The organism is Thermus caliditerrae (assembly GCF_021462525.1).
In the GTDB taxonomy this organism is placed as follows: Bacteria; Deinococcota; Deinococci; order Deinococcales; family Thermaceae; genus Thermus; species Thermus caliditerrae.
In genome coordinates, this window is record NZ_JAKEDT010000003.1 from 1 (window position 1) to 22,767 (window position 22,767).

The 22,767-nt window shown below is 67.4% G+C and carries 31 protein-coding genes and 1 tRNA gene; 14 read left to right on the plus strand and 18 right to left on the minus strand.

Annotated elements, in window-relative coordinates:
- Nucleotides 1-255: 255 nt before the first annotated feature.
- The 9 genes from ddl to L1088_RS02855 all read right to left on the minus strand — a co-directional run bounded on the left by ddl (nt 256) and on the right by L1088_RS02855 (nt 6,156).
- Complete coding sequence (gene ddl / locus L1088_RS02815; protein WP_234553635.1) at nt 256-1,224, minus strand: D-alanine--D-alanine ligase; 969 nt, start codon at nt 1,222-1,224, stop codon at nt 256-258.
- 9 nt (nt 1,225-1,233) lie between these two features.
- The gene (pth, locus tag L1088_RS02820; protein ID WP_234553767.1) at nt 1,234-1,800 is read right to left on the minus strand and encodes an aminoacyl-tRNA hydrolase; all 567 of its coding nucleotides are present in this window, start codon (nt 1,798-1,800) and stop codon (nt 1,234-1,236) included.
- Nucleotides 1,801-1,858: 58 nt separating this feature from the next.
- Complete coding sequence (locus L1088_RS02825; RefSeq protein ID WP_234553636.1) at nt 1,859-2,479, minus strand: 50S ribosomal protein L25; 621 nt, start codon at nt 2,477-2,479, stop codon at nt 1,859-1,861.
- Between the two features lie 81 nt (nt 2,480-2,560).
- Nucleotides 2,561-3,283, minus strand: a complete 723-nt coding sequence (locus L1088_RS02830; RefSeq protein ID WP_234553637.1) for a sulfite exporter TauE/SafE family protein — start codon at nt 3,281-3,283, stop codon at nt 2,561-2,563.
- Nucleotides 3,280-3,684: an OsmC family protein gene (locus L1088_RS02835; protein WP_234553638.1), complete on the minus strand. Its 405-nt coding sequence runs from the start codon at nt 3,682-3,684 to the stop codon at nt 3,280-3,282. Before L1088_RS02835 ends, L1088_RS02830 begins: the two co-directional genes overlap by 4 nt.
- 1 nt (nt 3,685) lies before the next feature.
- Nucleotides 3,686-4,030, minus strand: a complete 345-nt coding sequence (locus tag L1088_RS02840; RefSeq protein WP_234553639.1) for a hypothetical protein — start codon at nt 4,028-4,030, stop codon at nt 3,686-3,688.
- A gap of 61 nt (nt 4,031-4,091) precedes the next feature.
- On the minus strand, nt 4,092-5,015 hold the full coding sequence (locus L1088_RS02845; protein ID WP_234553640.1) for a ribose-phosphate diphosphokinase: 924 nt from the start codon (nt 5,013-5,015) through the stop codon (nt 4,092-4,094).
- Nucleotides 5,016-5,032: 17 nt separating this feature from the next.
- Entirely contained in the window at nt 5,033-5,695 is a 663-nt protein-coding gene (gene mtnN, locus L1088_RS02850) for a 5'-methylthioadenosine/S-adenosylhomocysteine nucleosidase (RefSeq protein WP_234553641.1), read from the minus strand.
- Nucleotides 5,692-6,156 carry an S-ribosylhomocysteine lyase gene (locus L1088_RS02855; RefSeq protein WP_234553642.1) on the minus strand — a complete coding sequence of 155 codons (465 nt, stop codon included), beginning with the start codon at nt 6,154-6,156 and terminating at the stop codon, nt 5,692-5,694. Before L1088_RS02855 ends, mtnN begins: the two co-directional genes overlap by 4 nt.
- Nucleotides 6,157-6,187: 31 nt before the next feature.
- Here L1088_RS02855 and guaA point away from each other — a divergent pair, with 31 nt between their 5' ends.
- The 8 genes from guaA to L1088_RS02895 are packed head-to-tail and all read left to right on the plus strand — an operon-like array spanning nt 6,188 to nt 12,593.
- Nucleotides 6,188-7,699: a glutamine-hydrolyzing GMP synthase gene (gene guaA / locus L1088_RS02860; RefSeq protein WP_234553643.1), complete on the plus strand. Its 1,512-nt coding sequence runs from the start codon at nt 6,188-6,190 to the stop codon at nt 7,697-7,699.
- Nucleotides 7,699-8,268, plus strand: coding sequence for a Uma2 family endonuclease (locus tag L1088_RS02865; protein ID WP_234553644.1), 570 nt, complete (start codon nt 7,699-7,701; stop codon nt 8,266-8,268). Before guaA ends, L1088_RS02865 begins: the two co-directional genes overlap by 1 nt.
- A gap of 24 nt (nt 8,269-8,292) precedes the next feature.
- Nucleotides 8,293-8,580: a glutamine synthetase/cystathionine beta-lyase binding protein gene (locus L1088_RS02870; protein ID WP_038041720.1), complete on the plus strand. Its 288-nt coding sequence runs from the start codon at nt 8,293-8,295 to the stop codon at nt 8,578-8,580.
- Nucleotides 8,580-8,960, plus strand: a complete 381-nt coding sequence (locus tag L1088_RS02875; RefSeq protein ID WP_234553645.1) for a VOC family protein — start codon at nt 8,580-8,582, stop codon at nt 8,958-8,960. Before L1088_RS02870 ends, L1088_RS02875 begins: the two co-directional genes overlap by 1 nt.
- Nucleotides 8,961-8,964: 4 nt before the next feature.
- Nucleotides 8,965-9,486, plus strand: a complete 522-nt coding sequence (locus L1088_RS02880) for a Uma2 family endonuclease (RefSeq protein ID WP_234553646.1) — start codon at nt 8,965-8,967, stop codon at nt 9,484-9,486.
- Nucleotides 9,483-9,968: a ribonuclease HI gene (gene rnhA, locus L1088_RS02885; RefSeq protein ID WP_234553647.1), complete on the plus strand. Its 486-nt coding sequence runs from the start codon at nt 9,483-9,485 to the stop codon at nt 9,966-9,968. Before L1088_RS02880 ends, rnhA begins: the two co-directional genes overlap by 4 nt.
- A gap of 24 nt (nt 9,969-9,992) precedes the next feature.
- A complete protein-coding gene (locus L1088_RS02890; protein ID WP_234553648.1) occupies nt 9,993-11,675 on the plus strand; it encodes an acyl-CoA carboxylase subunit beta in 1,683 nt (560 codons plus the stop codon).
- A 60-nt stretch (nt 11,676-11,735) separates the two neighbouring features.
- Nucleotides 11,736-12,593: a hydroxymethylglutaryl-CoA lyase gene (locus L1088_RS02895; RefSeq protein WP_234553649.1), complete on the plus strand. Its 858-nt coding sequence runs from the start codon at nt 11,736-11,738 to the stop codon at nt 12,591-12,593.
- Nucleotides 12,594-12,766: 173 nt separating this feature from the next.
- Here L1088_RS02895 and L1088_RS02900 read toward each other — a convergent pair whose 3' ends face one another.
- The 3 genes from L1088_RS02900 to L1088_RS02910 all read right to left on the minus strand — a co-directional run bounded on the left by L1088_RS02900 (nt 12,767) and on the right by L1088_RS02910 (nt 15,258).
- Nucleotides 12,767-14,011: an MFS transporter gene (locus L1088_RS02900; RefSeq protein ID WP_234553650.1), complete on the minus strand. Its 1,245-nt coding sequence runs from the start codon at nt 14,009-14,011 to the stop codon at nt 12,767-12,769.
- Between the two features lie 320 nt (nt 14,012-14,331).
- Nucleotides 14,332-14,727 carry a DUF3197 domain-containing protein gene (locus tag L1088_RS02905; protein WP_234553651.1) on the minus strand — a complete coding sequence of 132 codons (396 nt, stop codon included), beginning with the start codon at nt 14,725-14,727 and terminating at the stop codon, nt 14,332-14,334.
- A gap of 39 nt (nt 14,728-14,766) precedes the next feature.
- On the minus strand, nt 14,767-15,258 hold the full coding sequence (locus L1088_RS02910) for a DinB family protein (RefSeq protein ID WP_234553652.1): 492 nt from the start codon (nt 15,256-15,258) through the stop codon (nt 14,767-14,769).
- 32 nt (nt 15,259-15,290) lie between these two features.
- On the opposite strand from L1088_RS02910, the gene L1088_RS02915 reads away from it, so the two are divergent.
- Together L1088_RS02915 and L1088_RS02920 are read left to right on the plus strand one after the other, a co-directional pair.
- Nucleotides 15,291-15,494, plus strand: a complete 204-nt coding sequence (locus tag L1088_RS02915; protein WP_038041708.1) for a hypothetical protein — start codon at nt 15,291-15,293, stop codon at nt 15,492-15,494.
- Complete coding sequence (locus tag L1088_RS02920) at nt 15,491-16,114, plus strand: YkgJ family cysteine cluster protein (RefSeq protein ID WP_234553653.1); 624 nt, start codon at nt 15,491-15,493, stop codon at nt 16,112-16,114. Before L1088_RS02915 ends, L1088_RS02920 begins: the two co-directional genes overlap by 4 nt.
- Nucleotides 16,115-16,190: 76 nt before the next feature.
- On the opposite strand, the gene L1088_RS02925 is transcribed toward L1088_RS02920, so the two are convergent.
- The 5 genes from L1088_RS02925 to L1088_RS02945 form a co-directional block, all read right to left on the minus strand.
- Nucleotides 16,191-16,556, minus strand: a complete 366-nt coding sequence (locus L1088_RS02925; RefSeq protein ID WP_234553654.1) for a type II toxin-antitoxin system VapC family toxin — start codon at nt 16,554-16,556, stop codon at nt 16,191-16,193.
- Nucleotides 16,553-16,771 (minus strand): hypothetical protein, encoded by a 219-nt coding sequence (locus L1088_RS02930; RefSeq protein ID WP_038041702.1) that lies wholly within the window; start codon nt 16,769-16,771, stop codon nt 16,553-16,555. Before L1088_RS02930 ends, L1088_RS02925 begins: the two co-directional genes overlap by 4 nt.
- Before the next feature lie 64 nt (nt 16,772-16,835).
- Nucleotides 16,836-16,927 (minus strand) — tRNA-Ser (locus L1088_RS02935).
- Nucleotides 16,906-18,450 (minus strand): tRNA lysidine(34) synthetase TilS, encoded by a 1,545-nt coding sequence (tilS, locus tag L1088_RS02940; protein WP_438948058.1) that lies wholly within the window; start codon nt 18,448-18,450, stop codon nt 16,906-16,908. The genes L1088_RS02935 and tilS overlap by 22 nt, the downstream gene beginning before the upstream one ends.
- Nucleotides 18,443-18,835 carry a copper chaperone Copz family protein gene (locus L1088_RS02945; RefSeq protein WP_135260775.1) on the minus strand — a complete coding sequence of 131 codons (393 nt, stop codon included), beginning with the start codon at nt 18,833-18,835 and terminating at the stop codon, nt 18,443-18,445. The genes tilS and L1088_RS02945 overlap by 8 nt, the downstream gene beginning before the upstream one ends.
- 31 nt (nt 18,836-18,866) lie before the next feature.
- Between L1088_RS02945 and L1088_RS02950 the strand changes: the two genes are divergently transcribed.
- On the plus strand, nt 18,867-19,073 hold the full coding sequence (locus L1088_RS02950) for a CDGSH iron-sulfur domain-containing protein (RefSeq protein WP_234553655.1): 207 nt from the start codon (nt 18,867-18,869) through the stop codon (nt 19,071-19,073).
- Here the strand turns inward: L1088_RS02950 and L1088_RS02955 are convergent.
- Complete coding sequence (locus tag L1088_RS02955) at nt 19,067-20,140, minus strand: radical SAM protein (protein WP_234553656.1); 1,074 nt, start codon at nt 20,138-20,140, stop codon at nt 19,067-19,069. The two genes, L1088_RS02950 and L1088_RS02955, sit on opposite strands and share 7 nt — an antisense overlap.
- Before the next feature lie 59 nt (nt 20,141-20,199).
- Between L1088_RS02955 and L1088_RS02960 the strand changes: the two genes are divergently transcribed.
- From L1088_RS02960 to L1088_RS02970, 3 genes are read left to right on the plus strand one after another with little or no spacing between them, the layout of a single operon-like run.
- Nucleotides 20,200-21,042, plus strand: coding sequence for a phosphotransferase family protein (locus L1088_RS02960; RefSeq protein WP_234553657.1), 843 nt, complete (start codon nt 20,200-20,202; stop codon nt 21,040-21,042).
- Nucleotides 21,043-21,052: 10 nt separating this feature from the next.
- Nucleotides 21,053-21,679 carry a uracil phosphoribosyltransferase gene (gene upp / locus L1088_RS02965; protein WP_234553658.1) on the plus strand — a complete coding sequence of 209 codons (627 nt, stop codon included), beginning with the start codon at nt 21,053-21,055 and terminating at the stop codon, nt 21,677-21,679.
- Nucleotides 21,676-22,761: an MraY family glycosyltransferase gene (locus tag L1088_RS02970; protein WP_234553659.1), complete on the plus strand. Its 1,086-nt coding sequence runs from the start codon at nt 21,676-21,678 to the stop codon at nt 22,759-22,761. The genes upp and L1088_RS02970 overlap by 4 nt, the downstream gene beginning before the upstream one ends.
- Nucleotides 22,762-22,767: the final 6 nt, after the last annotated feature.

Consider the following 22,767-nt stretch of genomic DNA (forward strand, 5'->3'; position numbering starts at 1 on the left):
GGTGGTGCGCCTCTTGGGGGTGGAGCGATATTACCTCCTGGAGTGAGAGGGGTGCGGAATGTGGGGTCCATGCTTCCTCCTTTCCCTTGGCTCCATTCTAAGGGAAGGGAGACCTTCCCGACCTAGGGCCCGTGCGCGAGGGTAGCCCCATGGGCACAAGCTGAAAGGGCTTGCCCCTGGCCTTTCCAGGACCCCCCAGTTGCGCAAGCCGCGATGGGGTGCTTCGTCCCCACCGGGCTCAACAAGCTCAGGACGTTACGCCAAGGCGAGCTCTACCAGGCGCCGCAGGAGCTCCGGGTAGGTGAGCCCCGCAGCCTCAAAGAGCCGCGGGTACATGCTGGTGGGGGTGAAGCCGGGGATGGTGTTCACCTCGTTGAGGTACACCTCCCCCTCGGCCAGGAAGAAGTCCACCCGGGCCATGCCGCGGAGGCCCAAGACCTTGTAGGCCTTAAGGGCCAGCTCCTGGATGGTTTCTTGGGTACCGGGGTCCAGGGGCGCGGGGATGAGGAGCTCAGCCCGGCCCGGGGTGTACTTGGTCTCGTAGTCGTAAAAGAGGGCCTGGTAGCGCACCTCCCCTACGGGGCTCACCTCGCCAAACACGTTGCCCAACACCCCCACCTCCAGCTCCCGCACCCCTGAAAGCGCCTTTTCCACCACCGCCTTGACGTCGTAGCGGAAGGCCTCGGCTAGGGCCTCCTCCAGCTCCGCGTAGCGCTCCACCCGGGTGATGCCGACGCTGGAGCCGGTATTGGCGGGCTTCACAAAAAAGGGCGGGTCAAAGGGGAGGAAAGGCCTTTCCCCCCGGTACAGGGCCACCCAGGGCACCACGGGTACCCCCGCCTGGGCCAGCACCCGCTTGGTAAGGTCCTTGTCCATGCAAAGGGCGCTGGCCGCCACCCCCGCCCCCACGTAGGGCTTGCCCAGGAGTTCCAAAAAGCCCTGGACCGTGCCGTCCTCCCCCCACCTTCCGTGGAGGAGGGGGAAGACCACGGTATAGCGGTTCCAGTCCACAGGCGGGGGAAAAGGGTATTCCCCGCCGGGCGCCACCCCCTGCCTCGAGGCCTCCATGGCCCTTTCCCCCAAAAGCCAGCGCCCATCTTTGGCGATCACCGCCAGCTCCGTGGGAAAGGGCATGTGCTCCAAAACCCCGCGGGCGGAAAGCAGGGAAACCTCGTGCTCGGGGCTCCTTCCCCCGGCGATGAGCAGCACTCTGGGTTCGGCCATGGCTAAAGCTTAGCCCTTTTCCCGAAGGTCCAGCCCGTTAAAGCGCCCAGCGCAGGGGGCAAGCCCTTCCTTGGCCCAGCAGAGAACCGCTTCCTTGGCCACCTCCAGGACCCTTTCCACCACCGGCCACTCCTCGGGAAGGAAGGGGGAAAGCACGTACGCCGCTCCCAGCTCGCGGCTTGGGGGCTTGCCGATCCCCAGACGCAAACGGTGGAAGGCCTCCGTGCCCAGGGCCCCGGCGATGGAGGCCACCCCCCGGTTCCCCGCCGCGCTGCCCCCGGCCTTAAAGCGCAGGCGGCCTAAGGGCAGGTCCATCTCGTCGTGCACCACCAGGAGGCGCTCCGGGGGAATATGGTAAAAGCGCACCAGCGGGGCCACCGCCTGGCCGCTCAGGTTGTAGTAGGTGAGGGGCTTGAGGAAAAGCCCCTTCTCCCCTCCCACCTCCGCCTCGGCCAGCAGGGCCTCCCCCTTCTTCCGAAACTCCAGGCCCAGCCGGTCCAGGACCATGAAGCCTAGGTTGTGCCGGGTGTTGGCGTACGGCTTTCCCGGGTTCCCCTGGCCCACCACCAAAAACATGCGCCCCTCAAAGAAGGCGGGGGGCACGGACGCACCCCCCGCCCCAAGCCGGGAGGGCTCAGGCCTCCTCTTCCTTCTTGCCCTTCTTGATGACCTCGGGCTCCGCCGGGGCCTCGAGGGCCTCCGCCGCCAACCGCTCCACGTCCTCCGGCGGCACCACGGCGGCGATGGTCTCCTCGGGGGAGATCGCCAGCTTCACCCCTTCGGGAAGCTTGAGGTCGGCGGCGTGGAGGCTATCCCCGATGCCCAAGCCGGAAACATCCACCTCGATGAACTCGGGGATGTTGCGGGGGGAAACCCGGACCAGGATGTCCCGGTGCACCTCCTGCAACACACCGCCCTCCCGCACCCCCTGGGGCGTGCCCACGAAGCGCAAGGGGATGTACATCTCCACCGGTTCGTCGGAGAGGACGTAGAAGTCCACGTGCTCGGGGCGGCGCTTGCGCTTGTCCAGGTTTACCTGGCGCACCAGGGTGGGAAGCTCCTGGCCATCCGGCAACTCCAAAACGATGACGTGGTGGATGGAGGCGTGGCGGAAGACCTTGTCAAACTCCCCCAGCTCCACGTACACCTTGCGGTTCAGCTGCTTGTTGTAGATGACGCCGGGGAGCTTTCCCGCACGGCGCAAGGCGGCGGGCTGCTCCCCCTCCCGGTACTGGGCCTTCAAACGGTACTCCATGGCTCCTCCTAAACGCAACCGCCCCCAAGGGGCACACTATGGGAAAGCTTAACACATCCCCTTGCCTTCCTTCCACCCCGTTTAGGAGAGCACCTTGTACAGGGTCACCGCCAGGATCAAGACCCCAAAGAGCTGCTTCAAGCGCTGGGAAGGCAGGTAAAGGCTGGTGAGGCGGGAACCCAGATAACTCCCCAAGGCCCCGGCCCCCACCAGGGAGAGGGTAAGGCCAAGGTCCAGCCGGGCAGTGGAAAGGTGAGGCAAAAGGGAAGAGAAGGAAGGGGGGGTCACGGCGAAGGCATTGATAGCGGCTGCCCGCTTGGGATCATGGCCGGTGAGGATCAGGGTGGGCATGAGGAGAAACCCCGGGCCCACCCCCAAAAAGCCGGAAAGCACCGAGATGGGCGCCGCCAACAATAAGGCAAGGGGAAAGTTTTCCCGGGATGCCTTGCCAGAAAGCGGCCGGAAGAGGTTATAGCCCAGGTAGGCCACCGCCCCCAGGTAAATCCACCACACATAGCGCACCTCCACCCGCTGCACCAGCCAGGCCCCCACCGGGGCAAACAAGGTGGTAACCAAGGCCAAAAGGAAGGCCTTACGCCAGTCCACCAGGCCGCTTTGAGCGAATCCGAAGACAGCAAAAAGGGCGGTCACCCCGTTAAGGAGAAGGGAAAGGGGCTGCACCTGATGGACCAGATCGGGCAGAAAGAGGCTTAAAAAAGGCACGGCGGCGAAGGCCACCCCCAGGCCCAGCATGCCGGAAACCCCCGCCAGCAAAAAGAGGCCCGAAATCACCAACAGGTTCATGTCCGCTCCCACCTTCCCGTTATGGGAATCGCCACCTTTAGGCTTTGGAACAAGGTGGAGTTTTTAAGGGTAAGCTCGTAAAGCCTTTCCAGGCGCTCAACGGGGGCAGGGCTTTCCAGGTACATAACAAAACCTATGCGGACGATCCTGGGAGGCTTGTCCTCCCGATGGGCCTCGAGGACCACCCTCGCCCCCTCCAAGGGAACCTTAGACGACTCGGCCACAAACTGGATGCCCGTAAGGAGGCAGCTTCCCAAAGCCGCCAGCAGGGTCTCCACCGGGTTAAACCCCGCCTCCATATCGGCGCGGCGGGCCCCCAGGACCAGGCTAAACCCCCGGGTCTCCGCCACCGCCCTTTGGGCATCCTGCCGCCGTACCTCCACACTGTAGGCCTGGAGCATGTTAGAAGCTATAGACCGTGGCCCCCTCGAGGGCGTAGTCCACGAAGCGGTCCCGAGCATAGGCCAGGCGAATGCCCCGGGCCTTAAAGGCCTCCTCCGCCCCCAGGGCCTTGGCGGAGTTCAAACAGGTGTACACCGGCACCCCTTGGGCCACCAGGTCATCCACCCCTTGGTTGTACTCGGCCAAGGAAGGGTCAAGAAGAGCCCGCTCGGCGGGACCGAAGATATAGACCTCCACGTCCACTCCTCGCTCCTCCTTCACCTGGCGGATGCGCTCGGCCAGGTGCACACCCGTGTTCAACGCGCTGGGCTCCCCGTGAAAAATATGGATGACCACTTTGCTCATAAAACCCTCAAAGGGTAGCTTAACCCATCTCCAGAGGACATGTGTACCTTTTCACCAGGGCTTAAATCAGGGCGCTCACCGACTGGTTGGTGTGCACGTGCTGGATGGCCTGGGCCAGGAGTTCGGCGGTGGAAAGCACGGTGTAGCCCCCGTCCTTAAGGGGAATGGTGTCGGTGAAGACCACCTCCCGGATGGCGGGGTGGGAGAGGTTCTCCCGGGCCTCCCCCACCAGGACCGGATGGGTGGCCATGACCACCATCTCCGGCAGGGCCCCCGCCTGCAACAGGGCCTCCACCCCCCGTCTTATGGTCCCCCCGGTGGAGACGATGTCGTCGATCAGCAAGGGCCTCTTCCCCGCCACCTCCCCGATCACGTAGGTGACTGCGGTCTCCTTGGGGCCGTAGCGGCGCTTGGCCAGCATGGCAAAGGGCAGGCCCAAGCGTTCGGAAAGCCTGCGGGCCTCCTCCGCCCGGCCCGCGTCCGGGGAGACCACCACGGCGTTTTCCGCGTAGCCCCTCTCCCGAAGGTAGCGGGCGAAGAGGCGCACCGCGGAGAGGTGGTCCACGGGAATGTCGAAGAAGCCCTGGATCTGGGGAGCGTGAAGGTCAATGGCGATCACCCGGTGCACCCCTACGGTTTCCAGGAGATTGGCCACCAGTTTGGCGCTCACGGGCTCGCGGCCTTGGGTCTGCTTATCCTGGCGGGCGTAGCCAAAGTAGGGGATCACGGCGTTGATGCGCCCGGCCGAGCTCCGCCTTGCGGCATCGGCCAAGAGAAGGAGCTCCATCAGGTGGTCGTTCACCGGGGGGCTGGTGGGCTGGATGAGGTACACATCATCCCCGCGCACGCTCTCCAGGAGGCGCACCCGCACCTCCCCGTCGGGGAAGCGGTCCACCACCGCCTTTCCCAAGGGAACCCCCAGGGCTTCCGCCACCCGCCGGGCCAGATCGGGGTGGGCGTTCCCCGTGAAGATCCGGATTTCCATGGACTCCTCCCCTTTCATTATGCCAAAAGGGCCTGGGCTAGGAGGCCCAGGCGCCTCGAGGCCTCCTGCAAAAAAGCCTGGAAATCCCTGGCCGCCTCCTCCCCCGCCCCATCGGTTACGGCCCGGACCAGGGCCATGGGATGGCGGAAGCGCCAGGCCACCATGAGGGCCGCGGCCCCCTCCATCTCCACCGCCTGGGCCCCGTGGAGCTGGGCCAGCCTCCGTGCTTCCTCCCTGTCCGCCAGAAACCGGTCCCCCGTGGCCACCACCCCCCGCCGGAAGGGAAAGCCCAGGGCCTGGGCCGCCCTCTCCGCCCGGGCCAAAAGCTGGGGGTCGGAGGGGAAGAAGCGCATCCCAAAGGCCGTCTCCCCGGGCTCCCGGCCAAAAGGGGTGAGGTCCACATCCCACTGCACCGCCTTCTCGGCCAAAAGGAGGTCCAGGGCACGAAGGGAGGGGTCCAAGCCCCCCGCCACCCCCAGGAAGAAGCTCTCCCTGGGGGCGAAGCGCGTGAGGACATGGGCCACCGCCGAGGCCGCCGCCACCTTCCCCACCCCGGTCTCCGCCACCAGCACCCCCTTGCCCCGGTGGAGGGGGAAGGGGGCCTCGAGGGCCTCCACCGCCCCCAAGGCCTCCCTCAAAGCTTCCGCTTCCTCGGGCTCGGCGGCGAAGAAGGCGGTCATGGCGCTAGGGGGATGGTGGGCTGGACCCTGAGGCCCGCCCTCAGGACCTTCTCCGCCCAGGCCTTGGCCCCAGGGAGGTCGTGGTCCCGGTAGTTGCCGCACTCCCGGAAGCCCGCCCCGGGCACGGGCCCCTCGTGCAGGAGGACATCCCTCAGGGCCCGCTCCAAGGCCACCAACACTTGATCCTCCTCCAGGGGGCCTTCCACCACCAGGTAAAACCCCGTGCGGCACCCCATGGGGGAGAGGTCGATGACCCCCTCCAGGTGGTCCCGCAGGTACCCCGCCAGGAGGTGCTCGAGGGTGTGCAAGGCCCCTGTGGGTAGGGCCTCCCGGTTGGGCTGGGCCAGGCGCAGGTCGTACTTTTCCACCACCCCACCCCCCAGGGGCTTTCTCCCCGCCAGCCGCACGTAGGGGGCCTTCACCTTGGTGTGGTCCAGGGCAAAGCTCTCCACCTCGGCCATGGCCCCATCCTACCCTGCTAGACTGGCCCATATGGTCCTGGTGCTGGACTTCGGCTCCCAGTACACGAGGCTCATCGCCAGAAGGCTCCGGGAGCTCCGGGCCTTCTCCCTGATCCTGCCCGGGGACACCCCCCTGGAAGAAGTCCTGAAGCACAAGCCCGAGGCCCTCATCCTCTCCGGTGGCCCCGCCAGCGTCTTTGACCCCCAGGCCCCCCGCCCCGACCCCAGGCTCCTGCGCCTCGGCCTCCCCACCCTGGGCATCTGCTACGGGATGCAGCTTCTGGCCCAGGAGCTTGGAGGCAAGGTGGAACGCGCGGGCCGGGCGGAGTACGGCAAGGCCCTCCTCACCCGCTACGCCGGCCCCCTCTTTCGGGGCCTGGAGGGGGAGGTCCAGGTCTGGATGAGCCACCAGGACGCGGTAACCGAGCTCCCCCCAGGGTGGCGGGTGGCGGCGGAAACCGAAGAGAACCCGGTGGCAGCCATAGAGGCTCCCGACGGCAGGACCTTCGCCGTCCAGTTCCACCCCGAGGTGGCCCACACCCCCAAGGGGATGCAGATCCTGGAAAACTTCCTGGAGCTTGCCGGAATCCGGCGGGACTGGACCCCGGAGCACGTCCTGGAAGACCTCCTCAAGGAGGTGCGGGAGCGGGTGGGGCAAGACCGCGTTCTGCTGGCGGTCTCCGGAGGGGTGGACTCCAGCACCCTGGCCCTCCTCCTGGCCCGGGCGGGGGTGGACCACCTGGCGGTCTTCGTGGACCACGGCCTCCTGCGCCTGGGGGAGCGGGAGGAGGTGGAAGGAGCCCTTAGGGCCCTGGGAGTGAACCTCCGGGTGGTGGACGCCAAAGAGCGCTTCCTAAAGGCCCTAAAAGGGGTGGAGGACCCGGAGGCAAAGCGCAAGATCATCGGGCGGGAGTTCGTGGAGGTCTTCAGCCAGGTGGCTCGGGAGGAGGGCCCCTTCCGCTTCCTGGCCCAGGGCACCCTCTACCCGGACGTGATCGAGTCCGCCGGCGGGCACGGGGCGGCCAAGATCAAGAGCCACCACAACGTGGGGGGCCTCCCCGAGGACCTCAAGTTTGAGCTCCTGGAGCCCTTCCGCCTCCTCTTCAAGGACGAGGTGCGGGAGCTGGCCCTGCTCCTCGGCCTGCCCGACCCCATCCGCCTGCGCCACCCCTTCCCGGGGCCGGGCCTGGCGGTGCGCATCCTGGGGGAGGTCACGGAGGAGAAGCTTTCCGTCCTGCGGCAGGCGGACGACATCTTCATCAGCCTCCTCAAGGAGTGGGGCCTCTACGGCCAGGTGGCCCAGGCCCTGGCGGTGCTGACCCCGGTGCGGAGCGTGGGGGTGGCGGGGGACGAGCGGAAGTACGGCTACGTCCTGGCCCTAAGGGCCGTCACCACCGAGGACTTCATGACCGCCGACTGGGCCAGGCTTCCCCTGGAGTTCCTGGACGAGGTGGCGAGGCGCATCCCCCGCAGGGTGCCGGAGATCGGCCGGGTGGTCTATGACCTCACCTCCAAGCCCCCGGCCACCATAGAATGGGAGTGATGGGCGAAGCCGCAAGGCGCCTCGAGCCCCTTTCCCTCGAGGCCTACCTGGAACTGGAGGCCAGGTCCCGGGTGAAGCACGAGCTGGTGGAGGGCACCCTCCACGCCATGGCCGGGGCCAGCCGAAACCACAACCTGGTGGTGAGCAACTTGCACCATCTCCTTTACCCCCTGGCCCGGCGCCGGGGCTGCCGCCTCTACGTGGCGGACATGAAGCTCAAGGTGGGGGAACGCACCGTCTACTACCCCGACCTCATGGCCGTCTGCGCCCCGCCTCCGGAAAACCCCTACTACGAGGAAGCCCCTTGCCTGGTGGTGGAGGTGCTCTCGGAGAGCACCGAAGGAGTGGACCGGCGGGAAAAGCTCTGGCGCTACCTGGCCCTGCCTTCCCTCCAGGCCTACCTTCTGGTGAGCGCCCTGGAGCGCCGGGCAGAGCTGTACTGGAAGAAAGGAGGGGAGGTCTTCTACCAGGTGCTGGAGGCGGGGGAAGTCCCCCTCCCCTGCCTGGAAGGGAGCTTCCCCTTGGAGGAGGCCTACGCCGGGGTGGACCTCGAGGGCCGCCCGGACTAAACTGGAGGGGAAAGGAGGTCAAGTATGCCCACCTTTATCGTCCTCAGCACCCTCACGGACGACGGCGCCGAAACCCTGGTGAAAAACCCCGAGCGCATCAAGGAGGTGAACCAGGAGCTGGAGCGGGACTTCGGGGTCAAGGTGGTGGCCCAGTACGCGGTCTTGGGGCCTTATGACTTCGTGAACATCGTGGAGGCAGAGGATGCCCTGGCGGTGGCCCGGGCCATGCTCCACCTCTCGGCGCGGGGCAGCGTGAAGACCACCACCCTCGAGGCCATCCCCGTGGCCGACCTCATCGCCAAGCTCAAGTAGTGGAGGTTCTGGAAACCGCCGTCTACGCCGAGGATCTGGAGAGGGCCCGGGCCTTTTACGAGGGGGTTCTGGGCCTTCCTTGCTTCCAGTTCAAGCCTCCGCGCCACGCCTTCTTCCGGGCGGGGAAGGGGGTCTTTTTGGTCTTCAACCCCCATTACACGGCAAAGGAGGAAAACCTTCCCCCCCACGGGGCCCAAGGGAGCGTCCACGTGGCCTTTAAGGTGGCGGAGGAGGAGCTTGCCTACTGGGCAGAGCGCCTCCAGGAAGCGGGCTTTCCCGTCTGGTGGGCGGACTGGCCCAGGGGGAAAAGCCTTTACACCCGCGATCCGGAAGGCAACCTGGTGGAGCTCGCCCCCGCCGCCATCTGGGGCCTAGAATGAGGCTATGGCTACCCGCTACCGCTTCGGGGTAGAAGAGTTCGAGCGCCTCTTCCAGGGGGTAAAGCACCTGGAACTCCTAAGGGGGGAGATCTACGAGATGAGCCCCATTGGTCCCAGGCATGTCTTCACCGTGGCTCGGCTGGACAAGAACCTCCAGGCCCTTTTAGGGGAGAAAGCCATCATCACCGTGCAGTCCCCCCTGCGCATCCCTCCCCACTCTGAGCCTGAACCAGACCTCTTGGTGCTGAAGCCCCCCTTAGAAGCCTACGCGGAGCGCCTTCCCGAGCCCCAGGACGTCCTCCTCCTCATCGAGGTGGCCGACACCAGCCTGGAGCACGACCGGGCCAAGCTCGCCCTCTACGCCGAGGCCGGCGTCCCCGAGGTCTGGATCGTGAACCTCCAGGAGGGCCTCCTCGAGGTCTACCGCGAACCCCAAGGCAGCCGCTACCGCCTGCGGGAGCTGGTGCCCCCTGGGGAGGCCAAAGCTCCCCTGGCCTTCCCCGACCGGCCCATCCCCTGGTCGTGAAGCGGGTGGAGCTTTTCACCGACGGGGCCTGCCTGGGCAACCCCGGGCCCGGGGGCTGGGCGGCGCTGCTACGCTACGGGGGCCGCGAGCGGCTCCTGGCGGGAGGAGCCCCCTGCACCACCAACAACCGCATGGAGCTCACCGCCCTCCTCGAGGGCCTAAGGGCCCTCAAGGAGCCCTGCGAGGTCCACCTCTTCTCCGACAGCCAGTACCTGGTGCGGGCGCTAAAGGAGTGGCTTCCCGCTTGGCAGCGGCGGGGGATGCGCAGGGCGGACGGAAAACCCGTGGAAAACCTGGACCTCTGGGAGGCCTTGCTTCTGGAGCTCGCCCGCCACCGCGTCCTCCCCACCTGGGTGCGGGGGCACGACGGCCACCCGGAGAACGAGCGGGTGGACCGGGAGGCCAGGCGGCAGGCCCAGCGGCAAAAGGCCCTGTCCCAAACCCCCTGTCCCCCCAAGGGGGCTACGCTTTTTCCCCGATAAGCAGAAAAACGTTATACTAAAGCCATGCTAGGCCAGCCCACGAGCCGCCTCGAGAGCAAGCTCCGCCCGGAGGAGCGGGAAGGTCCCGTCTACAAGGCCAATAAGGACGCCTGGGTGGCCCTGGTGCGGGACTTCAGGGAAAGCCTGGAACGGGTGCGCCAAGGGGGCGGACCCAAGGCCGTGGAGCGCCAGCACAAAAAGGGGCGCCTCACCGCCCGGGAGCGCATCGCCAAGCTCCTGGACCCAGGCACGGAGTTCCACGAGCTCATGGCCTTCGCCGGGTGGGGGATGTACGAGGAGTGGGGCGGGGCCCCGGCCGGAGGGGTCATCACCGGCCTCGGGCAGATCCAGGGCCAGACCTGGATGATCATCGCCAACGACGCCACGGTGAAGGCGGGGGCCTTCTTCCCCATCACCGCCAAGAAGGTGATCCGGGCCCAGACCATGGCCCTGGAAAACCGCATCCCCACCCTCTACCTGGTGGACTCCGCCGGGGTCTTCCTACCCCTCCAGGACGAGGTCTTCCCCGACCAGGACGACTTTGGCCGCATCTTCTACCTCAACGCCCGCATGTCCGCCCTGGGCATCCCCCAGATCTCCGCCATCATGGGGAACTGCGTGGCCGGAGGCGCCTACCTGCCGGTGATGACCGACGTCCTCATCATGACCGAGGGCAGCGGCCTCTACCTGGCAGGGCCCGCCTTGGTGAAGGCGGCCATCGGGCAGGAGGTAACGAGCGAGGAGCTGGGCGGGGCCCGCATGCACTACGAGGTCTCGGGGACCGTGGACTTCTACGAACCAAACGACGAAGCCGCCATAGAAAGGATCCGCCAGCTCATCGCCTTGTACCCGCCCCCCAGGCTCGCCCCCTGGGCAGAAGGGCGCAAGGAGCCTAAAGAACCCCTCTACCCCGCGGAGGACCTCTACGGCCTCATCGCCCCCGACGGTTCCCGCCCCTACGACCTCCGGGAGGTGATCGCCCGCCTCGTGGACGGCTCCGAGTTTCTGGAGTACAAGGGCGGGTACGGGGAGACCCTGGTCACGGGCTTCGCCCGCATCGGGGGCTTCCCCGTGGGCATCGTGGGCAACCAGCGCCTCGTGCTGAAGAAGAAGGGCCGGATTGAGGTGGGCGGGGTCATCTATGCGGAGGCCGCGGACAAGGCGGCCCGGTTCATCCTGGAGGTGAACCAGATGGGTATCCCCCTCCTCTTCCTCCAGGACGTGACGGGCTTCATGGTGGGGAAGGAGTCGGAGCAGGCGGGCATCATCCGCCGGGGGGCCAAGCTGGTGAACGCCGTTTCCAACTCCGTGGTGCCCAAGATCACCCTGATCCTGGGAGGCTCCTTCGGGGCGGGGAACTACGCCCTGGCGGGCAAGGCCTACGCCCCCAGGTTCATCTTTGCCTGGCCCAGCGCCAAGTACGCGGTGATGGGCGGGGCCCAGGCGGCCAAGACCCTCTTGGAGCTGGAGGTGGAGAAGCTGAAGCGGGAAGGCAAGGAGCCTTCGGATGAGGAGCTTAAAGAGCTCTACGAGCGCATCAAGGGCCGCTACGAGGAGACCCTGGACCCCCGCTACGCCGCCGCCCGGCTTTGGGTGGACGGCATCCTCTTCCCCCACGAAACCCGGAAGTGGCTCATCCGGGCCCTGGAGTGGGTGGCCCTGAACCCGGAGCGGGAGCCCCTCCGGGTGGGGGTGTTCCAGGTCTAAGGCCACCTCGCCCCAACAGGGTCAGGGTGGGTGCCAGGGCCAAAACAAAGAGGAGGGTCCATGGAAAAGGTGAAGTGGGTGGAATGCCCCCGGGATGCCTGGCAAGGCTTTTCCCGCTTCATCCCCACCGAGGAGAAGGTGGCTTTCCTAAAGAGGCTCCTGGAGGCGGGCTTCCGCCACCTGGACCTGACCAGCTTCGTCTCCCCCAAGTGGGTACCCCAGATGGCGGACGCGGAGGCGGTCTTGGCCGCCTTGCCGCCCCCGGAAGGGCGCACCTATTTGGCCATCGTGGCCAACGAAAAGGGCCTGGAAAGGGCGCTAAAGGCCCCAAACCTCACCCACGTGGGCTACCCCTTCTCCCTCTCGGAAACCTTCCAGCGCAAGAACACGAACCGCTCCATAGAGGACTCCTGGCCCCTGGTGGAGGCCATGGTGCGGGCGGTGGAGGGGAGGCTTGGCCTGGTGGTCTACCTCTCCATGGCCTTCGGCAACCCCTACGGGGACCCCTGGAGCCCCGAGGCCGTCCTGGAGGCCATCGGCAGGCTTAGGGAGCTGGGGGTCAAGGAGATCGCCCTGGCGGACACCTATGGGGTGGCGGAGGCCGGGCGCATCCGGGAGGTGCTCCAGCAAGCCGCGGCCCGCTTCGGAGCCGAGGGCCTGGGGGCCCACCTCCACGCCCGGCCCGAGGGGGTCTTGGAAAAGGTGGAGGCGGTCCTCGAGGCGGGGGTGCGCTGGCTGGAGGGGGCTTTGGCGGGGGTGGGGGGCTGCCCGTTTGCGGGGGACGAGCTGGTGGGCAACCTGCCCACGGAAAAGGTCCTGCCCCACCTCGAGGCCCAAGGCCTCACCACGGGGGTGGACCCGAGAGCGCTCCCCCTCTTAGCGGAGGAGGCAGCCCGGCTCCGGCTCCTCTACGGCTGAGCGCCCGAGATCATCCACGCGATTTTGTACGTCCTGGAAAACAGCATAACGGTGTCGCCGACCAGAACAGGATACCGTGGGACCCCTTGGATGTACTGGATCCACCGCAGCTTCATCTTTCCATCGCCTCCTCAGCCCGGATGGCTTTGTTGGAACCCCACCCCCCCGCTCCCCTATTGCGCACCGCGCACCCTGATGTAGAGCAAGAGCGCCGCGATGAGGGCGGTTGCCGAACCACCCAAGATCAAGAGCATTTGGACGCCGAACCTCTGGAGAACCGCACCGGCACTCAGGAACACGACCACAGGGATGACCCGTAGGGCCGCATACTGAACAGCAAAGGCCCGGCCCAGGACCTCCGAAGGCAGGGTCCGCTGCAGGATGCTGGCCGTGTAGACCGAAACCAACTCGGCCGTCAGACCGGCGAGCGCCACCGCCAGCAGCCACCCCTCCAGTCCCCCGACGAAGCCCAGGGACCCCACCAGGAAGCCGAACAGGACCGTGGCAAGTCCGGACAACCGGTGCTCGTCCATACGCCTCGCCAGTGGAGCGGCTATCAGGGTCGCAGCGATGGCCCCGAGCGCCATCGCTCCGGTGAGGAATCCATAGCCAGCGGCGCCGTGGCGCAGGACCTGTTCAGAAACAACGGGCAGGGCTATGACCAGAACCGGAATACCGACGTTGACCACCACCAGATCGGCCATGGCGAGCAAAGCCGCGCTGTGGCGGCGCAGGATACCCACCCCCCTCACGAAATCCTGCAGTACCCTTGGCCGCCGGCCCCGCACCACTAGGGATTCCCCGTCCATGCGACGGATCGGCAACAGAGCCGCCGACGCCACAGACAAGGCCGCATTCGCCATGAACGTGTACACCGGGCCTACCCAGGCTAAGAGTACGCCCGTCATAACCTTGCCAAACAGGTCGCACGCGTTGCGGCTCAACCTGAGCAGCGCGTTGGCGCGTGTCAGGTCCACCTGGTCAACGATGGTCGGGACCACAGCCCCGGCTGCGACGGTAAGAAAACTGGCGGTTACCGCATGGGCCACCACAGCAAGGTACAGGTGCCACGCCTGCAAGTTGCCCAGGAGCGACAGCCCAGCCACAGCCAGACCGAGAAGGGCCCGGAAACTTTCCGCAACGAGCATCACTTTTGTCCTTGAAGCGGCGTCCGCGTAAACACCAGCAAAGGGAGCCAGCAGCAGCGAAGGGACAACCTGGACGGCAAAGGCCAGCCCAAGTTGTAGGGCGCTGCCCGTCAGCTGAAACACCAGCCACGGGACGGCAAGGGAGAACACGTTCTCGCCAATGCGGGACGAGGTCCTGCTGAGGAAAAAGTAGGAGAAGGTGGGGTTTCGGGCGAAAAGCGCAAGCCCCAGCCTGGTCATCAAGGTGGCTATGGCTTCACGCCGTTTCATGCCGATTTCCTTATCCCAGGCTACCAGATCCCAGGCTACCAGCGAAAGAGGGTGTGCCGCTGCATCTGCCCCCCCGGGGCCGGGGGATGCGCAGAGCAACTCCTGGTTTTAACCCCTCACCGTCTCTTGCACCCAGTGGGGGCTACTCAGGGTGATCTTTGGCAAGATACTTAGCGGGGAGCCCCCACTCGGCGTGGTAGACCACCAAGAAGCGGGACCTCTCTATCGGGTCCTTGGCCTTCTTGACCCGCTGCCACAAGGCCATTAAAGGTCAGGTGGTCGGCTACGGTCATAGGCAAAGGATCCAACAAGAACGGGTATCAGGCGGCCCGCCTCAGGTAGATGCCAGGGTCGGTGGGGTTGGCGATGGCGTTCACCCGGACGAGGAGCTCCTCTGGGGGGAGGCTGAGGAGGGCGGTCATCTCCCCGGGAGAGACCACGGCCTCGTAGAACCTCCGCGCCCCCCGCTCCAGGAGGAGGGCCACCAGCTCCGAGAGGGCCGCCTCGCCCCCGGGAAAGGCCGGGCCGAAGGCGTCGGGGGTGAGGAGGTCCTTCTTGCCCCCGTGGATCACCACCGCGTAGCGGGCCTCCTCCCGCCGGTCTTGCCAGTCGGTGATGAGGTAGACCTTGGCCTCAGGAAAGCGCGCGCCCTTAAGGGCTTCCTTGAGGGCCTCGAGGGTCAGCCGGGGAGCAGCGCGCAAGCCCACGCGTTCCATGCTTCCCATCTTACGGCCGCCCCCCAGGGACAGGGGTCCTCAGCCCAGGAGCTTGCGGGCATAGATAATCTGCCCCGCATGGTGCTGGGCATGCTCCACCAGGTGGTGGAGGAGGTGGGCCCTGGGGGCCTTGAGCCCTTGGGTGCCCACGGAAACCTCCTGGGCAAGTTCCTCCTCCCTAAGCCCCCCGAAGGCGGAAAGGAGCCTGGCCCAGGCCTCCCGGAAGCGGGCCACCACCCGTTCCTTGGCCTCGGGCTCGCCCAAAAGCTCCCACTCCCGCCCCTTCTTGGCCCAGTCGGGAAGCTCCTGGGGGAAGGCGTAGGAAAGAAGCCGCAGGGAGCTTCCCGCGATGTGGCGCACCAGGCCGCCGATGGGGTTCACCCCCTCCTTGGGCCGCCACCAGAAAGCCTCCTCGCCCAGGTCAAAGGCCCACTTTTCCAGGTGGGCCTCCACCTCCTTCAGGCCCTTGATCCAGGCGGAGACCGCCGGGGGCACTCCCGGCTCCAGGGGTTCCAGAAAGGGCGCCGGCATGTTCCCATGCTACACCCCGTAAACTGACGGGCGTGGAGGCCTTGGTCCTACTGGCCCTCCTGGCCGGGGTGGCCTACTTCCTCGCCCGGCGGAGGACCCCTCCCGCCTGCCCCCGGTGTGGCCTGCCCCGGGCGTTGGCCCTGGAGGTTTCCCGCCACCGGCGCTTCTGCCCCCAGGTGGCCTTCCGCGCCTGCCCTTTTGACCCCAGGAAGGGGGTGTACCGCCAGCGGCGATGAACCCGGTGGAAGCCCATTGGCTGGCCCTCGAGGCGGGCCTCGCCGACTACCTGAGCCGAAAGGGCGTGGTCCCTTCCTGCCGGGCGGGGTGCTTCGCCTGTTGCTTCGGCCTGGTGACCCTCTCCCGCCTGGAGGGGGAGGCCCTCCTCCCCCACCTTACGGAGGCGCAAAGGGCGCGCCTTCGGGAAGAGGGCCCTAAGCGGCTGGCCCTCCTCAAGGAGGGCAAGGACGATCCCCGCTTTCCGAGTCGCTTCTTCAGGGAGCGAAGGCCCTGCCCCCTTCTGGAAGGGGGCCTCTGCGGGGTCTACCCCTTCAGGCCCCTGGCCTGCCGCGGCCTTCTCACCGCCGGGGATCCCGCCTTCTGCCAGCCGGAGGCCCAGGCCCCCGAGGGGCACTTCCTCCAGACGCCCTGGCGCATGGCCCACCGCCGCATGGAGGCGCTGTGGGAGGAGGAAGGACAGCGCTACGGCTTCGCCGTGATCGGGGAGCTTGCGGGCCTCCTCTACCTCCTCCTCGAGGGCCTGCCCGAAACGCGGAAGGAGGTGGCAGGCCTCCTGGAGGCCCTGGGCGTGCTGGGGGAGCGGTGGGGGTTCCAGGTGGTGGAATATCCCTTACCCTGATGCCACCAGGGTGGGGACCCCGATGGATGCCATCGTATGCTGAACCCTCCCCCCAGCAGGGGGCTTGGGCACCCTTTCACCGGGGCCCCCCCCCCCGGGGCCNGGCGCTCACCAGCACCAGGTCGTGGGCCTTGGCCGTGGCGGCGATCCAGAGGTCGTTGGCCCCTAGGAGCCTCCCCGCCCGCTCCAGGTCCAGGCGAAGCCAGCCGTAAGCCTCGGCCACCCGTTCGTCGATGGGCAGCACCCGCACCAAGCTGGCCAAGCGCTCCACCCGCCTTAGGTTGGCCTCCACCTTGGCGCTCTTCCTGGCCCCGTAGGAGAGTTCACCCAGGGAAACGGCGGAGATGGCCAACCGGGGCTCCCGCCAGGCCCGCTCCACCACCCGGGGATGCCCCTTGAGGTAGGCGATCCAGGCGTTGGTGTCCAAGAGGTAGAGGGTCACAGGAGGCCCTCGCGGACTTCCGGCTCCCCCTGAGGCGGACGCTCAAGCTCCCCCTCCCAGCTCCCCGCCAGGGCATAGAACTCCTCCCGGTGCGGCAGGGCGTGGCGTTCCAAAAGCTCGCGAAGGTAGGCGGAGAGACTCATTCCCCGTGCCTCCGCCTGCCGCCTCAGGGCCTCGTAGACCTCTTTGCGCAAGTAGGTGTGCACTTGGGGCATACCCTGAGTATACCTAGGCCAAATACATTGGGACCGGAAAGAGGGCGGCCCAAGAGGCCGCCTTTGGCGGAGGGGGCGGGATTCGAACCCGCGAGGCCCCTTGCGGGGCCTACCGGTTTTCGAGACCGGCCCGTTCAACCGCTCCGGCACCCCTCCCTGAGCCGGGCGAAGAAGTCCTTTAGGAGCTTAGCACACTCCCCCTCCAAGACGCCACCCCGCATCCCGCCCCCCTGGCCAAAGCGGGTGAGGGCCCCTTCCTTCAGGTTCTCCGCCCCGTAGACCACCTCCACCCCGGCCTCCCTCAGGGCGTGGTGGCACATGCGGCAGGGCTCGAGGGTCACGTAAAGCCTCCCTCCCCGCGCCCGCCTGCCCATCCGGCGCAGGAGGAGCATCTCCGCGTGGGCCGTGGGGTCTTGGGTGGCCTCCACCCGGTTGTGGTCGGCATAGACCTCCTCCCCCACCACCAGCACCGCCCCCACCGGCACCTCCCCCTCCTGGAAGGCCGCCCGGGCCTCCTCTAGGGCCAGGGCCATGAGGCGCTCCTCCTCAGGGGGCGGGAAGAGGCCCAAAACCTCCAGGACCCGCTTTCCCTCCGCCCGCACGGGCCAAAGCCCCTTGAGCTCCTTGGGCACCCCCTTCTCTGCCAGGAAGTCCAGGAGGCGCTTCCTCCCGAAGGGCCTTTCCAGGTAGTCCCCCGGCTCCGGCCGGCGGAAGCCCGGGGGCAGGGGCAGCTTGGGCTCAGGGGGGATGAGGAAGAGGGTGCCCCCCTTGCGCCTTGCGGTGTGCCCGCCCGGGAGGGCGGCAGCCTTGCCCGAAAGGGCCTCCTCCAAAAGGGCGATGAGCCTCCCCTCGGGCCTGAGGTCCAAGGCCTCCAGCACCCGCCTCAGGGCCCGCCGGCGCAGAACCGGAGGGGCCTCCAAGAGGGGCACCGCCCGGAAGGCGGGCACGAAGAAGCGGGGGTCGGGGAGGAGGCGGGCCTCGGCCTCCCCTTCCAGGTGGGCGTCCTCCGCCTCCCGCACCCCGGCGAAGCGGCAAAGGGCCTCCTTGGCCCGGGGAAAGCGCCCCTCCAGTAGGGGAAAGACCACCAGACGAAGGTAGTTCCGGTCCAGGGCCGGGTCCTGGTTGGAAGGGTCCTCCCGCCACGCTTCCCCCAGGGCCTTTAGGTACGCCCTTAACTCCTCGCGGCGAAAGGCCAAAAGGGGCCGCACCACCAGCCCCTCCTTTTCCCGGATACCCAGGCTCCGGGCCGTGCCCTGGAGGAGCTTGAGGAGCACGGTTTCCGCCTGGTCGTCCAGGGTGTGGGCGGTGAGGATGGCCTTGGCCCCCACCCCCTTGGCCACCCGGTGGAGGAAGGCGTAACGCACCTCCCGGGCCACCGCCTCCAGGTTCTCCCCCCGCCTCTCGGCGATCCTCCCCACCTCCACCCGCTCCCCGAAGAAGGGAAAGCCGAGCCGCTTCGCCAAGGCCCGCACGAAAGCCAGGTCCTCCCCGCTTTCCGGGCGCAGGGCGTGGTCCAGGTGGGCCACCACCGCCTCCCGCCCGGCCCGCCGCACCAGGTGGGCCAAGGCCACCGAGTCCCCGCCCCCGGAGACCGCCAGCACCAGGGGGTCCTTGGGAGCCAGCCGGGCGAGCCGCGCGCGAAAGGCCTCTTCCAGTTCCCCGGGAAGCGCCTCAGGCAAGCCGGGCCACCTCCGCCTTCAGGGTGGAAAGGCAACAGCGTCCCCGGGGGTTCCTCTGATCGCAGGCACAGCGCTTGGCCCTTACCCCCTCCTCCACCTGGGCCACGGGGTCCAGCCCGTGGCTTAGAGCCTCCGCCAGGCCCTCCCTGGTCCAGTCAAAGCAGTAGCAGATGAGGGAAGCCCCCTTGTCGTAGATGGGAAAGCGCACCTCCTCCAGGGTGTAAACCCCCTCCTGCCCGTAGTAGACCACGGGACAGGCGGGGTCCTGGCAGAGGTAGTGGGGGCTTTCGGGGTCCAGCCGGGCGAGGGCTTTCCCGGTGAGAAAGTTCTTCACCGTTTTCAGGGGCACCTCGAGGCCCGCCTTGCCGTCTTGCGGGCATACCATGCTTCCACTATAGCGGCGGTATCCTAACGCCATGAGGATTCGCTTCCGGGAAAACGGCCCCTACGTCCTGGACCTGCCCGAGGGAACCCCCTTCCGCCTGAACGGGGAGGAGATGCGGCTAGAAAGGGCCAAGCTGGCCCTTTGCCGCTGCGGCCACTCGGAGAGGAAGCCCTTTTGCGACGGCAGCCACAAGCGGGTGGGCTTCCAAGCGGAGGCCGGGGAGATCGTCCTTCAATAGAGGAACTCCCGGATGTCGTACCGCGCCCCCCTGAGCCCCAGGCGGCGCACGGCCCTTTGCCAGCGGCGAACCTCCCCTTCCACGTACTCCAAGGGCTCCAGCCCGAGCCGGGCGTAAGGGGTAGCGGGCTCCTCCTGGAAGGGGGAGAGGTAGACCACGTCCTCCGGACCGAGGGGAAGCTCGGCAAGGAGGCGGAGGCTCTCCCGGAAATGGGCCTCAGCGTAGGGCTTCCCCCCAGCCCCCACCATGAGGATCGCCCCCACCGAAAGCCCCGCCTCCTTCAAGGCCCGCACCAGGGAGAGGGCCTCCTTTGGGTGGCCCGGCTTGTGGAGGAGGGCCAGGAGGGAGGCGTGCCCCGTCTCTAGGCCCAGGTACACCCGCCTTAAGCCTAGGGCGCGGAGGCGCTCCCACCAGGAAGCCTCCTTCTTCAGGCCGGTGAAGAGGTCCAGAAAGCCCAGCACGGGCTCCCCAGGAAAGTGGCGCCCCACGACCTCCAGGAGGGGCAGAAGGGGCTCGGAAAGGGCTAAGGCGTTCCCGTCCGCCAGGAAGACCCCGCGCCGGAGAAGCCTCCCTCTCCCCAGAAGGGCCAGGACGTGCTCCACGTGCTCGGCAAAAGCCTCCGGGGAGCGCTTTTGGAAAGGGCGGTCCTGGTAGAAGGAACAGAAAGTACAGCGGTTCCAGGTACAGCCCGTGGTGGCCTGGAGGACCACGGAAAGGTAAGCGTCCGGAGGGAGGATGCTTATGGGCCAGATGTAGGCCAGGCGGTAGGGCGTGGGGTCCAGGAGGGCTTCCGGGATCCAGCGGAGGACCTCTTCCCGCCTCTCCCGGTCCTCCAGGTGGGCCTCCGCCAAGGCGAGGATCTCCCGGTAAACCCCAAGGGCCTCCTCTTCTGAGAGGCGCCGCCTCCGCCTCTCCCCCTCCCGGTAGCGCAGGTGCAGGCTCCCGTCCAGGGCCCGCTTGTAGGTGAGCCCCTGGCGGAAGTAGTGGTAGGGCCGCCCCTCCCGGTCCAAGGAGAGGACCCGGTCCCCCAGGGAAAGCACCGTGGCCTCAGGGCGCAGGAGCTCCACGGGCACCAGCCTACCCCAAGGGGCGTAAGCCCCGGAGCCGTGCCCTTACAATAAGGCCCGTGGCGCTTTCGGCCCTAAAGGGCCTCATCTCGCCGGAAACCTTCGCCCATCTGACCCCCCTGGGCGGCTTTGAGGCCCGGGTGTACACGGACGGGGAGCGGGTCTACAAGGTCTACCGCCCCTCCGAAGCCCACCTGGCGGCCCTCGAGGCCCGCCGCATGGCCCGGGCAGGCTTAGGAGGCTTTGTCCTGGGGGTGGAGGAGGTGGCGGGGCAGGGGGTCCTCATCACCCGGCGTTTTCCCGGAAGGCCCTTCCGCCCCGAGGCCTTCGGGCCGAAAACCCTGGCCGCCCTCTCCCACCTTTTCCTCTCCCTCCACCGCCTTCCCGAACCAGGGCACGTTTCCCGGGAAGAGCTCCTGGAGAGGCTGGAGCGTTTCGCGGAAAGCCTGTTTGACGTGCCCCAGGCCCTATCCCTGATCCAAGCCCTGAGGGGAGAGCTGGACCGGGTTGCGGGGGCGGAGAGGCGCTTTTGCCACCGGGACGCCTGGGCGGGAAACCTCCTCCTGAAGGAGCCCGGGGGAGAGGGCCCAGAGGTCTTGCTGGTGGATTGGGTGCGCTCGGGGGGCGATGACCCCGCCCGCGACCTGGCCCTCCTCAAGACGGGAAGCCTAGACCTCCTGGGGGAAGGGGCGGCCCGGGAGGCCCTCTTCCGCCTGGCCCGCTTCTACCCCAAGGAGGTGCGGGCGCGCCTGGCCTTCTACGTCCCCCTCACCTACCTCCACGACCTCCACTGGTTCCGCACCAAGGCACCCGAAGGCTTCCAAGAAGCCCTGGCGGACAAGCTTCCCCGCGCGCAAAGCTTCTTCCAGGACTGCCTTTCCCGAGGAAGCCAGACGTGTTAGGCTTTTCCGGATGAGGATCACCCTGGTGGACCATCCCCTGGTCCAGCACAAGCTGGCCCACCTAAGGGACAAGCACACCGGCGCCAAGGACTTTCGGGAACTCGCCGAGGAGCTCTCCCTCCTCATGGCCTACGAGGCCATGAGGGACCTGGAGCTCACCGAGGCCACCGTGGAAACCCCCGTGGCCCCGGCCAGGGTTAGGGTGCTCTCCGGGAAAAAGCTCGCCCTGGTGGCCATCCTCCGGGCTGGGCTCGTCATGGTGGAGGGCATCCTGAAGCTGGTGCCCCACGCCCGGGTGGGGCACATCGGCCTCTACCGCGACCCCGAGTCCCTGAAGCCCGTGCAGTACTACGCCAAGCTTCCCCCAGACATCGCCGAGAGACGGGTTTTCCTCCTGGACCCCATGCTGGCCACGGGGGGAAGCGCCAGCCTAGCCCTTTCCCTCCTTAAGGAACGGGGGGCTAAGGGGATAAAGCTCATGTGCCTCATCGCCGCCCCCGAGGGCCTGGAGCGCATCCGGAAGGGCCACCCGGACACCGAGGTGGTGGTGGCGGCCATCGACCAGCGCCTCAACGACCACGGCTACATCGTCCCTGGCCTAGGCGACGCGGGGGACCGCATCTACGGCACGAAATGACCGAGCTTCTGAAGCGCATCGGCGTGGCCGAGCCGACAGGTACGGGCTGGCTCAGCGTGGCCTTCGCCTTCCTCCTGGCCCTCTTCTTTACCTGGCGCTTCCTCCCCTACGTGCGCCGCTTCGCCCTGAAGGTGGGCTGGGCCGACCAGCCCAACGAGCGGAGGCTGAACCGGGAGCCCCTGCCCAACGCCGGGGGCCTGGCGGTTTACGCCGGGGTGGTCCTGGCCTTGGTGGTGGCCGCCTTCCTAAGGCCCATCCTGGTGGAGCAGGTCCTCATCCAAGTCCTCGCCATCCTCCTGGGGGGAGCTTGGCTGGTGCTGGTGGGCTTCATCGACGACCAGTTCGGCCTCCCCCCCCTCTTTCGCCTTTTCGTCCAGACCCTCTCGGCCCTCCTCCTCATGGCCGTGGGGGTGCGGTTTGAAGCCGCCTTCGGCACCCCTTTGGACCCCGCCTTAGGCCTCTTCCTCACCTGGCTTTGGGTGGTGGGCATCACCAACGCCCTGAACCTCATGGACGGGCTGGACGGCCTGGCGGGGGGCATCGCCTACATCAGCGCCATGAGCCTCCTCTTCGTGAGCGCCCAGTTCCCCTTCTGGGCCGCGGGCACCTTGGTCCTGGCGGCCTTAGCGGGGGCCTCCTTGGGCTTTTTGCGCCACAACCTCCACCCGAGCCGCATCATCCTGGGGGACGCGGGGGCTTACTTCCTGGGCTACACCCTGGCGGCCACCGCCCTTCTTGGCAACCTGAAGCTCACCACCTTCCTGGGCCTGTTGCCCCCGGCGCTTTTCCTCCTCCTGCCCATCCTGGACACCACCCAGGTGGTGGTGCGGAGGCTTCTCCGGGGCCAAAACCCCCTCGCCACCCCGGGCAAGGACCACATCCACCACCGCCTCCTGGCCCGGGGGCTTTCCCAGAGGCGGGTGGCCTTCGTCTTGTGGGGGCTCGCCCTCCTCTTCAACCTCTCAGCCATGGCCTACCTGGGCATGCCCCAGGAGGCCATCCTCGCCAGCCTGAGCACCACCCTGCTCGGCCTGGCCTGGGTTACCTACCGCAGGATGCGGGCCCTGGGGAAGGAGGAGTAGAATGGG